12 protein-coding genes are annotated in these 12,807 nt (G+C 32.4%); 5 read left to right on the top strand and 7 right to left on the bottom strand.

Annotated elements, in window-relative coordinates:
* Window positions 1-39 precede the first annotated feature (39 nt).
* From AAGV28_RS01925 to AAGV28_RS01945, 5 genes are all read left to right on the top strand, one after another.
* The gene (locus AAGV28_RS01925; protein ID WP_373405139.1) at window positions 40-1,128 is read left to right on the top strand and encodes an LptF/LptG family permease; all 1,089 of its coding nucleotides are present in this window, start codon (window positions 40-42) and stop codon (window positions 1,126-1,128) included.
* The gene (locus tag AAGV28_RS01930) at window positions 1,115-2,020 is read left to right on the top strand and encodes a DMT family transporter (RefSeq protein WP_373405140.1); all 906 of its coding nucleotides are present in this window, start codon (window positions 1,115-1,117) and stop codon (window positions 2,018-2,020) included. The genes AAGV28_RS01925 and AAGV28_RS01930 overlap by 14 nt, the downstream gene beginning before the upstream one ends.
* A gap of 237 nt (window positions 2,021-2,257) precedes the next feature.
* Window positions 2,258-3,211, top strand: coding sequence for an acetyl-CoA carboxylase carboxyltransferase subunit alpha (locus tag AAGV28_RS01935; protein WP_373405141.1), 954 nt, complete (start codon window positions 2,258-2,260; stop codon window positions 3,209-3,211).
* A 150-nt stretch (window positions 3,212-3,361) separates the two neighbouring features.
* On the top strand, window positions 3,362-4,906 hold the full coding sequence (gene dnaB / locus AAGV28_RS01940) for a replicative DNA helicase (protein ID WP_373405142.1): 1,545 nt from the start codon (window positions 3,362-3,364) through the stop codon (window positions 4,904-4,906).
* A gap of 34 nt (window positions 4,907-4,940) precedes the next feature.
* The gene (locus AAGV28_RS01945; RefSeq protein ID WP_373405143.1) at window positions 4,941-6,203 is read left to right on the top strand and encodes an asparagine synthetase B; all 1,263 of its coding nucleotides are present in this window, start codon (window positions 4,941-4,943) and stop codon (window positions 6,201-6,203) included.
* 9 nt (window positions 6,204-6,212) lie between these two features.
* Here AAGV28_RS01945 and AAGV28_RS01950 read toward each other — a convergent pair whose 3' ends face one another.
* The 7 genes from AAGV28_RS01950 to thrS all read right to left on the bottom strand — a co-directional run bounded on the left by AAGV28_RS01950 (window position 6,213) and on the right by thrS (window position 12,689).
* Window positions 6,213-6,590: a hypothetical protein gene (locus AAGV28_RS01950; protein WP_373405144.1), complete on the bottom strand. Its 378-nt coding sequence runs from the start codon at window positions 6,588-6,590 to the stop codon at window positions 6,213-6,215.
* 172 nt (window positions 6,591-6,762) lie between these two features.
* Window positions 6,763-7,434 carry a response regulator gene (locus tag AAGV28_RS01955; protein ID WP_373405145.1) on the bottom strand — a complete coding sequence of 224 codons (672 nt, stop codon included), beginning with the start codon at window positions 7,432-7,434 and terminating at the stop codon, window positions 6,763-6,765.
* A gap of 10 nt (window positions 7,435-7,444) precedes the next feature.
* The gene (locus tag AAGV28_RS01960) at window positions 7,445-9,133 is read right to left on the bottom strand and encodes a tetratricopeptide repeat-containing sensor histidine kinase (RefSeq protein ID WP_373405146.1); all 1,689 of its coding nucleotides are present in this window, start codon (window positions 9,131-9,133) and stop codon (window positions 7,445-7,447) included.
* Between the two features lie 190 nt (window positions 9,134-9,323).
* Window positions 9,324-9,668 carry a 50S ribosomal protein L20 gene (gene rplT, locus AAGV28_RS01965; RefSeq protein WP_035633036.1) on the bottom strand — a complete coding sequence of 115 codons (345 nt, stop codon included), beginning with the start codon at window positions 9,666-9,668 and terminating at the stop codon, window positions 9,324-9,326.
* Window positions 9,669-9,835: 167 nt separating this feature from the next.
* Window positions 9,836-10,033: a 50S ribosomal protein L35 gene (gene rpmI, locus AAGV28_RS01970; RefSeq protein WP_022827375.1), complete on the bottom strand. Its 198-nt coding sequence runs from the start codon at window positions 10,031-10,033 to the stop codon at window positions 9,836-9,838.
* 135 nt (window positions 10,034-10,168) lie between these two features.
* The gene (infC, locus tag AAGV28_RS01975; RefSeq protein ID WP_373393294.1) at window positions 10,169-10,726 is read right to left on the bottom strand and encodes a translation initiation factor IF-3; all 558 of its coding nucleotides are present in this window, start codon (window positions 10,724-10,726) and stop codon (window positions 10,169-10,171) included.
* Between the two features lie 16 nt (window positions 10,727-10,742).
* Window positions 10,743-12,689, bottom strand: a complete 1,947-nt coding sequence (gene thrS, locus AAGV28_RS01980; RefSeq protein WP_373405147.1) for a threonine--tRNA ligase — start codon at window positions 12,687-12,689, stop codon at window positions 10,743-10,745.
* Window positions 12,690-12,807: the final 118 nt, after the last annotated feature.

The raw sequence follows: 12,807 nt of genomic DNA on the forward strand, positions 1-12,807 counted from the left end.
AACTCCTAACCTCTAACCTCTAACCTCTAACTTAAAAATATGTTAACAATATTAGATAAGTATATCTTAAAAAGATATTTAGCCACTTTTGGGGCTATGTTGTTGATGTTTATTCCTATAGGAATTATCATAGATGTTTCGGAGAAGATTAATAAGATGATTGAAAATAAAATTCCATTAAAGGAAATTATTATCTATTACTATAATTTCACCATCTATTTTGCAAACTCGTTGTTTCCAATATTTCTGTTTTTATCTATTATTTGGTTTACATCAAAATTAGCTAACAATACCGAGATTATAGCCATATTAAGTTCGGGAATTTCGTTCACCCGTTTTTTAAAACCCTACATTATTGGTGCTTCTATAGTTTCTGTTTTGGTTTTATTGATGGGGTTTTATGTGGCTCCAAAAGCCAGTGAAGGATTCAATAATTTTCGATATATGTACTTAAGATCAGGTGGAAGAGAGCAAATGGTAGGAGATAATACCGATGTGTACAGACAACTGAATGATCATGAGTTTTTGTATGTAAGTAATTTTAATACTGCATCTAAAATGGCTTTTAATTTTTCTTTGGAAAGATTTGAAAAAGAGAAAATGATTTCTAAAATCACAGCCAGTAGGATTAAATGGAATGAAAAAGACAGTACCTATACTTTATATGATTATTCTAAAAGAACCGTTGGGAAATTAGGCGATAAGATTGAAGTTTTACCAGAAAAAAATGTAAAATTTAAATTTGAACTTGAAGATTTGACTCCCGTGGTTTATATAGCTGAGACATTACGACTTAATGAATTGATTGATTTTATTGACAAGGAAAAAAAGCGTGGTTCTTCGAATATTAATACCTACATGGTAGTTTTATATAAAAAATTTAGTGTTCCCGTTTCGGCATTTATCTTGACTATTATTGCCGTATCGGTTTCTTCTATGAAACGAAGAGGTGGAATGGGAATGAATTTAACCATAGGAATCGCTGTTGCTTTTGGATTTGTTTTTTTTGATAAAATATTCGGTGTGTTAGCCGAAAAATCTACTTTTTCTCCTTTGTTAGCAGTTTGGTTTTCTAATATTATTTTCGGAATTCTAGCTGTATTTTTACTACGCAATGCCAAACGATAGACTTAAAAGTTATCTCAATCTTCATCTGATAGTATTTATTTGGGGATTTACCGCCATTTTAGGGGCTTTGCTTACTATTGAAGCCGATGTGATAGTTTGGTACCGAATGCTTTTGGCTGCATTGTTTTTAGCGATTTATATTTTCTTTTCTAAAAAGTCATTTCGTGTTGCAGGAGATTCTTTACTCAAATTAACTTTTGTAGGTTTGTTAATTGCATTGCATTGGATTTTCTTTTTTTATGCCATACATGTATCTAATGTTTCTATCACTTTGTCTGTTTTTTCATTGGGTGCTTTTTTAGCTTCCTTGTTGGAACCGTTATTTTATGGTCGAAAAGTCCTTTGGTACGAAGTATTCTTTGGGTTAATCATCATTGTAGCATTAGCAATAATCATGCAGGTTGAAGTGGCTTATTTTGAAGGCATGGTGTTTGCTTTTGTTTCTATTGTATTAGGCGTTTTGTTTACGCTATATAATGGGAAATTAATTCAAAAGCACGATTCGGCAGTGATTACTTTTTATGAGTTTCTTGCAGGAGTATTATTTATAAGTTGTTATTTCATTGTAGAAAATAAGTTTACAATTGAATTTTTTAACGTTTCTTTCGATAATTGGGTTTTATTGTTTGTTTTGTCTTCTGTTTGTACCGCTTATGCTTTTACGGCATCGGTAAAAGTGATGAAACAATTGAGTCCATATACGGTAATGCTAACAACAAATCTAGAACCTGTTTACGGAATTGTTTTGGCGTATTTTATAATTGGAGAAAAAGAAAAAATGAGTGCTTCCTTTTATATTGGTGCTGTTGTCATCGTTTTAACAGTCATTCTAAATGGAATTTTAAAACACCAACGAGATAATAAAATAAAAGCAACTAATCCCACTTTGTAATCGATTTTACAGTAATTGATTGCAATCAAGTTAAAATGTCAAATTAAAAATAATAGATTCGAATAATAATATTTTTAGTTTGATTATCAGTAAGATGGGGTTTTTATGCGCTTTATAAATAAAATGTATTACACGTGGAATCTTTGCTGGTTAAGACTAAAATAAAAAATAAAAGGGTGTAAATGATTTAAAATTTTATATTTGCACTTCCAAATAAAATAATAACGCACAAATCCTATGGAATATTTAGATTTTGAGCTTCCAATAAAAGAACTTGAAGAACAGTTAAGTAAATGTCAAGTCATTGGAGAAGAATCAGATGTTGATGTTACAGCTACTTGTACTAAAATCAATGAAAAACTGATTGAAACTAAGAAGAATATTTATGAAAATCTTACCGCTTGGCAACGTGTGCAATTATCAAGGCATCCTAGCCGACCTTATACTTTAGATCATGTTAGAGGACTTTGTGGTGAGACTTTTTTAGAACTTCATGGAGACAGAGGTTTTAAGGATGACAAAGCCATGATAGGTGGTTTAGGGAAAATTGGTGGTCAATCTTTTATGATTATTGGTCAACAAAAAGGATACAATACTAAAACACGTCAGTATAGAAATTTTGGGATGGCTAATCCTGAAGGTTATCGTAAAGCGTTGCGATTGATGAAAATGGCGGAGAAGTTTGGAATCCCAGTAGTTACCTTAATTGATACTCCGGGAGCATATCCAGGTCTAGAAGCCGAAGAGCGTGGACAAGGTGAAGCTATTGCAAGAAATATTTACGAAATGGTTTTACTTAAAGTACCAATTATCACCATTATTGTAGGTGAAGGTGCTTCAGGCGGAGCATTAGGAATTGGTGTAGGAGACCGTGTTTACATGCTTGAAAATACTTGGTATTCGGTTATTTCTCCAGAGTCTTGTTCTTCTATTTTATGGAAAAGCTGGGAATACAAAGAAAGAGCTGCTGATGCTTTGAAATTGACTTCTGCCGACATGAAAAGACAAGAATTAATAGACGAAATTATTCCAGAACCGCTAGGTGGGGCACATTATGACAGAGCAACTACTTTTAAAACAGTTGAAGAATATATTTTAAAAGGATACAACGAATTGAAAGTTTTATCAACAGCTGATTTAATCGCTCAAAGAATGGATAAATACACTAAAATGGGAGAATTTAAAGAATAATTATCCTTTTTTAAGATATGATCCGTCTCGTGCTAAAACCTAGAACGAGACGGATTTTTTTTTGGTTATAAACAAAAAAATGCTAGTTATAAACATATTGTTGTAATAACTAAACTGCGTTTTTTTTAAAAAATATGTTACTTTCGTAGTATGGAAAATTTCAAGAATGTTAAGCCTGTAAAGGTGGATAAAACTACAATAATAAACTTAGAAAAAGGAAAACTGCCGCCGCAAGTGCTTGATTTAGAGGAAGCTGTTCTTGGGGCGATGATGATTGATAAAAAAGGAGTTGATGATGTTATTGATATCCTACAGCCCGACGCTTTCTATAAAGAATCCCATAAACATATTTTTGAGGCAATTGTTCAATTGTTTACAGAAACTCAACCTATTGATTTATTGACTGTCTCAGCACAGTTGAAAAAAAATGCAAAATTAGAGTTAGCAGGAGGCGATTTCTATTTAATCCAGCTAACGCAAAAAATATCTTCATCAGCACATATTGAATTTCACTCCAGGATTATTCTTCAAAAATATATTCAGCGCAGTTTGATTCGAATCTCTTCTGAAATTATCGAAGATTCCTATGATGAAACTACCGATGTTTTTGATTTATTAGACAAAGCCGAATCTAAACTTTACGAAGTTACACAAGGAAATATCAAGCGAAGTTCAGAAACTGCACAAAGTTTAGTTTTACAAGCTAAAAAACGTATTGAAGAAATTAGCAAACAAGAAGGTTTAAGTGGTGTTGAAACAGGTTTTACTAATTTAGATAAGCTTACTTCGGGATGGCAGCCAAGTGATTTAATTATTATTGCTGCGAGACCTGCAATGGGGAAAACTGCATTTGTATTATCGATGGCTAGAAATATGGCTATTGATTATGGACATCCAGTGGCATTATTCTCATTAGAGATGGCATCGGTACAGTTAATTACTCGTTTGATTTCGTCAGAAACAGGTTTGTCTTCGGAAAAATTACGTACAGGTAAATTAGAACCTCACGAATGGACGATGCTGAGTACAAAAGTGAAAGATTTAGAAAAAGCACCTTTGTATATTGATGATACACCTTCGCTATCTATTTTTGATTTGCGAGCAAAAGCGAGACGTTTGGTTTCGCAACATGGCATTAGAATTATTATTGTCGATTATTTACAGTTAATGACAGCTGGAGGAAATGGAAAAGGTGGAGGAAATAGAGAGCAGGAGATTTCTACTATTTCTCGAAATTTAAAAGCCTTGGCTAAAGAATTAAATGTTCCTGTAATTGCACTTTCTCAGTTATCGCGTGCTGTAGAAACGCGTGGTTCTAGTAAAAGGCCTTTGCTTTCTGACCTTCGTGAATCGGGAGCGATTGAGCAAGATGCCGATATTGTATCGTTTTTGTATCGTCCTGAATATTATAAAATTGACGAATGGGATGATGACGAAGCATCTCCTACAGCGGGACAAGCCGAAATTATGATTGCTAAACACCGTAATGGTGGTATTGAGAATGTTCGTTTAAAATTCATAGGTCATTTAGGTAAGTTTGATAACTTAGACGATTATGGTAGTGGTTATGATGCTGATTTACCATCATCAATGAATCAAGACGATAATTCTTTTATTACTAAAAACCTACCGTCTCCTCATGAAGCTTTTGGAAGTAATTTGAATGATGACGACGATGATGATATGCCGTTTTAAGATAAAAGCTTTATATTTGAAATAAAACATTCTAATGGTTTTCAGAAAAATAGCTTTTCTTACTATTGTCTTACTCTCTTTTTCGGTAAAGGCTTCTTTTATTTTGTTGCCAATGGATGAAAATTCGCAGCAAAATCATTTAAAAGCCTATGGAATCACCTATTGGTGTTTAGATAAAAAGTACAAGGCGAGTTGGTTACTTAATTATCGTGGAGGTTCATTTTTATTGCCAGATGCAACTGAAATTCGAAAAGAATGTCAAATTAGAGGAGTTAGTTTCGAAATACTTTCTGATAATGAAGAGCAGACTATTTTAAACGAAATTGCAAGTCCATCCCAAAATATGCAAAATGTAATTCTCGAAAAAGCACCAAAAATAGCTGTTTATACTCCAAAAGGAAAACAGCCTTGGGATGATGCAGTGACCTTGGTTTTAACTTATGCCGAAATTCCCTTTACCGCTATTTATGATGAAGAAGTTTTAAGTGATCAATTAATTCTTTATGATTGGTTGCATTTGCATCACGAAGATTTTACGGGACAATATGGTAAATTTTACGGTTCTTATCGAAATGTACCTTGGTATATCGAACAAAAAAAAGACGCTGAAAATCTCGCTTCAAAATTGGGCTATGCTAAAGTTTCGCAAGAAAAAGGAGCTGTTGCCAAGAAAATTAGAGATTTTGTTGTTGGGGGTGGGTTTATGTTTGCCATGTGTTCAGCAACAGATAGTTTTGATATTGCTTTATCAGCTGATGGAGTAGATATTTGCGAATCCATGTTTGATGGCGATCCAAGCGAGGCTAATTATCAATCCAAACTTGATTATAATAATTCTTTTGCTTTTAAAGATTTTGTCTTAGAACGTAGACCCGAAAAATATGAGTTTTCAGATTTAGATATGACCGAAAAAAGAAATGTTCCCATGGAGAAAGATTATTTTACTCTTATGGAGTTTTCGGCTAAATGGGATCCAATTCCTTCTATGCTTTGTCAAAATCATACACAACTCGTAAAAGGATTTATGGGGCAAACCACCGCTTTTGATGCCAAATTAGTTAAATCGAATATTATAACTTTGGGAACTTGTGAGTTAAATGGTGAAGCAAGATACATTCATGGGCAAAAAGGAAAAGGAATGTTTTGTTTTTATGGAGGTCATGATCCCGAAGATTACCAACACAAGGTAGGAGATGCTCCAACCGTATTGGATTTACATCCTAATTCACCAGGATATCGATTGATTTTGAATAATGTTTTGTTTCCTGCTGCTAAAAAGAAAAAGCAAAAAACCTAGTATTGATTATTAATCGACTTTTAATTTATATTGAGTACCATTAATATCAGTTGCTATTATTCCGTTAGAATTAATATGTTCGCTAATAATTTCGATTTCTTTATTGTCATTTCCTTTTAAAACGCCAATTCCTATTTCATCTTCAAGATTTATAACTCCATTTACGTTTTTACCATTCTCATCTACTCCTTTAATTTGATGGTTGTATTTTTGATTGTTTGCTGAGGAATAATAGTAAAAATCGTTTAACTTGTAAATAGTTGATTTTTTTGTTTCCTGATTTTTTTCAAATTCTTTATCGTCTATCTCTTTATTAATACAAGAGGTTAAGTTTGTTAATAATCCTATTAAGATCAATTGTAAAAGAATTTTTATTTGAGTTCTCATAGTTGAATTATTTATTTTTTAACTATGTGTTTTTTATTAGTGATGAGTTTAAAATATAGATTAAAATTCAAATTTATAACTAATAAAAATGTGTTTTTTACGGAAAACCGTAAACGAACTGTTTTTTTTTGGAAGGAAATTAAATAATGTAACTAGTTAGTATGAGACTAATTTAGATTAATCCCGTATCTTTTGCTATAGCAATAAGATGGACGTTGTTGTTTGCTTTAAAGTAAGTTTTGAGTTTATTGAGTCGTTTTTCTATACTGCTATTCCCGTTTGGAAGCATTCCCGATTTTTTAAATTCGGTTGTAATTTCATTTATAATTAATCCTTTAGATAATAATGTTAATAGCGAAATATCATAAGCTTCAATTTCTATTATTGATTTTTCGGTTATTGAATTAGTAGTTGTGTGTGGTAGTAGTATTCTTGTGTTACCATTATAAACGCTTTGGATTGCTTTTTCTAATTCTTTAATACTATTTCGCCCTTTTATTACATACGCATTAATTTCTAAATTATTAAATAGAGAGTTTATTTTAAAAGATTTGTCTTCGATAGAAAATACAATTGTTTTAATAGTATGTTGTGTTTTTTTTACAGCAGCAATCAATTCTTCACCATTGACAAGCTTGTTTTCTCTATGATCTTGTTTAAAAGACAAGTCGCTTATTAGTAAGTCGAATGGTTCATTTTCAGCCTGCGCTTTTTTAATTCTAATATAGGCGTCATCACAATATTTTACGTGCTGAATATCAGTTATAGATAAGTTTTCTAAGGTTTGTATGATGGTTTGACTAATAGAATCTAAATCCTCGGCAATTAATACTTTTTTAAACATACTGATTTGTTTATATTGGGATAATCATATTTATTTTAACTCCATTACTTACTTTGCTATCAAAAGTAAAGTTTCCATTGATAGCTGTAATTCGATTTTCTACATTTTTAAGTCCATTTTTTTTAATATTTATTTCAATATTCATTCCTATTCCATTGTCAAAATAATTCAACAGAAGATTGTTTTCTTGCTTTTTGAATGAAACAATAGCTAAGTTACATTTACTATGTTTTTTCATGTTTACTAATAATTCTTGGAGTACCCGATAGATTGTGATTTTTTTAAAGTTAGTTATGTTTGACCAATCAATATTGTCTAAACCATTAATCATAACATTTACAGAATGATTTTTAAAACTATAAATCATTTCTTTTAAGTTCGCCTCAAAAAGATTTCCAGTTTCAATTAGGCTGTTTTCTCTCGAAATATTTCTTGCTGTCAAATAAATGCTGTCTAAATTCCCGAGTAATTTTTCGGTATTATTGGTAGAAGATAAATCCTGAGTTTCGGCAAAATTAATTGTTTGGAAAATATCGTTGGCTAATTCATCATGTAGTTTTTTTGCGATCCTAATTTCGGTATTATAAGCAGTTTGAAGTTTCTCTTTTTTATTTTTTTCAATTAAACAATAGAAAATAAATCCCAAAGTAATGGTTAAGATTACTAATGTAAAGGCTGTTATTATGTTTTTGTTTTTTTCTAATTCTTGTCGTAATTCTTTTTCGGCTTTTAGTTTAAGATTTTCTTCTTTTTCTTTTTTAGAATCGTATTTTAATTTAGCAAAATAGTTTTTTGCTTTTTGCCTAACCTTGGTAATGCTATCATTAAGATGGACGTAATTAAGAGAATGTTTTTTTAATTCTTCTCCAGTGCTGTTTTTAATTAAAAGACTTAAGGCTAGTAAGCGATCGTCTGGATTGTTATATTGTGTGCCCTTTTGATAAAGTAAATTAGCATATTTTACAGCTTTTTTTTTGTCATGTATCAGATAGTATTCATATAAATAATGGTAATTGCTTGTTAAATCATAATCGTCATCTGCTGTTGAATCCATATTATAATTCATTTCTAATGATTTGTTTAAATATATAATTGCATTTGGTTTACCAATTTTAAAATAGCAATATCCTATGTTGTTTAAAAGATTTGAATGGTAATATTTGTTTTTCTTTATTTCTGGATCTCTTAATATTGGTTCATATATATCTAATGCTTTTTTATAATCTTTTTTTCTGGAATAAGCGTAAGCAATATTAAGAACATCGGATAGTTTTTTTATTTTACTTACATTAAAAGATATTGCTTTTTTATGATAGTGTATTGCTTCATCGTAATTGTGTAAGTTAGAATAATTACTAGCTAGCATGCCATAGAATTTCCATTTATATCCATCGTGATCTGATTTGTCAACAAATGAAAGTGTTTCTACAATTGTACTTTCAGCACCAGAATAATCTCCTTGTAGCTGCTGAGATGTTATTAAAATAAACATCGTAGTAGTGTACTTTGTAAATTCCTTTTCAGGATTGATTATTAGTTTTGTCTTGTTGGCGTAGTAAAAGGCGCTGTCATATTTAGAATTGTCATAATAATCGTTGGCAAGTTTGTAGTATTGATTGACTTGTTTTGTTTTATAGGTATTGCCTTTTAAAACAACCTCTTCCTTTTTTTGACAGGAACAAAAGGTGAGGAGTAACAATAATATAGCTGTTATTTTGGATATTATTTTCTGAGAAATCATTTTACTAAAATACTATTTTTCTGTATAACTGAATTACTGAAAAGTCAAATAATTGCTTTTTTTGAAACTATCATATAACAAAAAACCTCATTCTTTCGAATGAGGTTTCGTTATAAGTAAGTAATCCTAAATTGAGTTGATAAAACGTTTATTTTACTTTGTTAAGTACAGCTTTGAAAGCTTCTGGGTGGTTCATAGCTAAATCAGCAAGAACTTTTCTGTTCAATTCGATTCCGTTAGCTTTTACTTTCCCCATGAATTGAGAATAAGACATTCCTTCTAAACGAGCTCCAGCGTTGATACGTTGAATCCATAAAGCACGGAAATTTCTTTTGTTCACTTTTCTATCACGGTATGCATAGCACATTGCTTTTTCTACCGCATTCTTTGCAACTGTCCAAACGTTTTTACGTCTACCAAAGAATCCTTTGGCTTGCTTCATTATTTTTTTTCTTCTTGCTCTTTTAGCAACTGAATTTACCGATCTTGGCATAATTTTATTGTTTTTTTGTAGCAGGCGTCCCGAATTTAATCAAGAGAACTTAAGGCCATACTCCAAGGTTATTGAAATTGTTTTTAACCTAGAATCTAGTTGTGGGTTGTTGGTTGTCAGTTGTTGAGTATAGATCCATCAACTATCAACTGCCAACGATCAACTATTTAGATGATTCTTAATTGTTGTTTGATGCTTTTCATGTCTGTTTTGTGAACTAGCGCTGAGTGAGTCAATGCTAACTTACGTTTCTTAGATTTTTTAGTCAAGATGTGACTTTTAAAAGCGTGTTTTCTTTTAATCTTTCCAGAACCAGTAACTTTAAAACGTTTCTTGGCGCTAGATTTGGTTTTCATTTTAGGCATTTTTTCCTAGTGTTTTAATTTATTCTTACTTACTTATTTTTCCCCTCCCCAGCCCTCCCCGAAGGGGAGGAAGTGAGAATTTTATATTGTTTTTCCTCTTTTTTGTTCCCCTCCTTCGGAGGGGTTAGGGGAGGATTACTTCTTCTTCTTCGGAGCAATGAACATAATCATTCTCTTACCTTCAAGAACAGGCATAGCTTCTACTTTTCCAAATTCTTCTAAATCCGTAGCTAATCTTAATAATAAGATTTGACCTTGATCTTTATAAATAATAGAACGCCCTTTAAAGAAAACAAATGCTTTTAGTTTAGCACCTTCTTTTAAGAATTTTTCAGCGTTCTTTCTTTTAAACTCATAATCGTGCTCATCAGTTTGAGGACCAAAACGAATTTCTTTAACGACAACCTGTGAAGATTTCGCTTTTAGAACTTTTTCACGTTTCTTTTGCTCATAGACAAACTTTTTATAGTCCATGATTTTACAAACCGGTGGATCTGCATTTGGTGAAATTTCAACTAAATCCAGTTCAAACTCGTCCGCTAGTCTTAATGCTTCGGAAAGTTTAAAAACTCCAGGCTCAATGTTTTCACCTACAAGCCTTACTTCTTGCACTCCACGAATAAGATTGTTTATCCTGTGTGCATCTTTTTTTTCTACGCGAGGTTGGTAACCTCTGTTACTTCTTATTGCTATGACTTTATAATTTAAGTTAAACTGTAAATACTTTTAATGTTTTGTTTATTTCTTCAGTGACAATCGAAGCAAATTCTTCTATTGTCACGGTAATATTTCCTTTTCCTTCTTGACCATGTCGACGAATAGAAATGCTTCCATTTTTCTCTTCTTCTTCACCTACAATCAGCATGAATGGGATTTTTTGCATCTCAGCATCCCTAATTTTCTTACCAATGGTTTCGTTTCTGTTATCAATTAGCCCGCGAATTTCGTGATTTTCTAGCAAATCTAAAACTTTTTTAGCATAATTTTCATATTTCTCGCTTAAAGACAATATTATAGCCTGTTCTGGCATAAGCCAAAGCGGGAAATTTCCTGCTGTATGTTCTAGTAAGATGGCAATAAAACGTTCCATAGATCCAAAAGGAGCTCTGTGAATCATCACCGGACGATGCAATTCGTTGTCAGAACCTTTATAGGTTAGTTCGAAACGCTCAGGTAAGTTATAATCAACTTGGATAGTTCCTAGTTGCCATTGTCTTCCCAATGCATCTTTTACCATGAAATCTAATTTTGGCCCGTAAAAAGCAGCTTCGCCATATTCTACAACAGTGTTTAAACCCTTGTCAGCGGCAGCATTGATAATTGCATTTTCAGCTTTCTCCCAGTTTTCATCTGTACCAATGTATTTCTCTCTGTTCTCTTTATCTCTTAATGAAATTTGAGCAGTAAAATTTTCGAAACCTAATGAACCAAATACATAAAGCACAAGGTCAATTACTTTTTTGAATTCTTCATCTAATTGTTCTGGAGTACAAAAAATATGGGCGTCATCTTGAGTAAAACCACGTACGCGAGTTAAGCCGTGTAATTCTCCACTTTGTTCGTAGCGGTAAACGGTACCGAATTCAGCATAACGCTTAGGTAAATCTTTGTACGACCAAGGCCTTACGTTGTAGATTTCACAGTGGTGCGGACAGTTCATGGGTTTCAATAAAAACTCTTCGCCTTCCGCTGGAGTATTTATGGGTTGAAAACTATCAGCGCCGTATTTCGCATAGTGACCAGAAGTTACATACAATTCTTTTTGACCAATATGTGGGGTAACTACTTGTTCGTAACCTGCTTTTTTCTGAGCTTTTTTCAAGAATTGCTCTAATCGATCTCTTAAAGCAGCTCCTTTTGGTAACCATAAAGGCAAGCCTTGACCCACTTTTTGAGAGAAAGCAAACAATTCTAGTTCTTTTCCTAATTTACGGTGATCGCGACGTTTTGCTTCTTCAAGAAGTAAAAGATATTCCGTTAAATCTTTTTGTTTAGGGAAAGAAGTTCCGTAAACACGAGTCAACTGTTTGTTTTTTTCATCACCTCTCCAGTAAGCACCAGCAACACTCATTACTTTCATGGCTTTAATAAGTCCAGTATTTGGAATATGGCCTCCACGACATAAATCGGTAAAAGTATCGTGATCACAAAATGTGATTGTTCCGTCTTCTAGATTCGAAATCAATTCTGTTTTGTATACATTGTCCTTGTATAGTTCTAAAGCTTCTGCTTTAGTAACAGGGCGAAGTTTGAATTCATGTTTTCCTCTCGAAATTTCTAAAACGCGGTCTTCGATTTTCTTAAAATCTGCTTCAGTGATTTTTTGATCTTCAAAATCTACATCATAATAAAAACCGTTAGCGATTGCTGGACCAAGAGTTAATTTAATTCCTGGGTACATTTCTTCAAGAACCTGTGCCATCACGTGAGAAGTAGAGTGCCAAAAAGCTTTTTTGCCTTCTAAATCATTCCATGTATATAGTGTAAGACTGCCGTCCGTCGTTAAAGGAGTCACTGTTTCTATAGTTGTACCATTAAAAGAAGCCGAAATTACATTTCTTGCAAATCCTTCGCTAATGCTTTTAGCAACATCCATCGGAGTAGCGTCTGGCGCAAACTCTCTAACTGACCCATCGGGCAAAGTAATCTTAATCATTGTTAGTTTAATTTTGAGAATGCAAATATAGAGTATTAGAAAAATACATACAATATATATTATAGTATGTTTCTTGAAACCTATGTCTAAGAAAAAAGCGTACCTATTATAGGTATTG

The organism is Flavobacterium zubiriense (assembly GCF_041729725.1).
Taxonomy (GTDB): Bacteria; Bacteroidota; Bacteroidia; order Flavobacteriales; family Flavobacteriaceae; genus Flavobacterium; species Flavobacterium zubiriense.

Bases quoted from the DNA above. Each gene is read 5' to 3' on its own strand.
- AAGV28_RS01955 (WP_373405145.1), bottom strand. From the start codon at position 7,434: ATGTTTAAAAAAGTATTAATTGCCGAGGATTTAGATTCTATTAGTCAA.
- dnaB (WP_373405142.1), top strand. From the start codon at position 3,362: ATGGAAAATTTCAAGAATGTTAAGCCTGTAAAGGTGGATAAAACTACA.
- thrS (WP_373405147.1), bottom strand. From the start codon at position 12,689: ATGATTAAGATTACTTTGCCCGATGGGTCAGTTAGAGAGTTTGCGCCA.
- AAGV28_RS01930 (WP_373405140.1), top strand. From the start codon at position 1,115: ATGCCAAACGATAGACTTAAAAGTTATCTCAATCTTCATCTGATAGTA.
- AAGV28_RS01935 (WP_373405141.1), top strand. From the start codon at position 2,258: ATGGAATATTTAGATTTTGAGCTTCCAATAAAAGAACTTGAAGAACAG.
- AAGV28_RS01945 (WP_373405143.1), top strand. From the start codon at position 4,941: ATGGTTTTCAGAAAAATAGCTTTTCTTACTATTGTCTTACTCTCTTTT.
- rpmI (WP_022827375.1), bottom strand. From the start codon at position 10,033: ATGCCTAAAATGAAAACCAAATCTAGCGCCAAGAAACGTTTTAAAGTT.
- AAGV28_RS01950 (WP_373405144.1), bottom strand. From the start codon at position 6,590: ATGAGAACTCAAATAAAAATTCTTTTACAATTGATCTTAATAGGATTA.
- rplT (WP_035633036.1), bottom strand. From the start codon at position 9,668: ATGCCAAGATCGGTAAATTCAGTTGCTAAAAGAGCAAGAAGAAAAAAA.
- AAGV28_RS01925 (WP_373405139.1), top strand. From the start codon at position 40: ATGTTAACAATATTAGATAAGTATATCTTAAAAAGATATTTAGCCACT.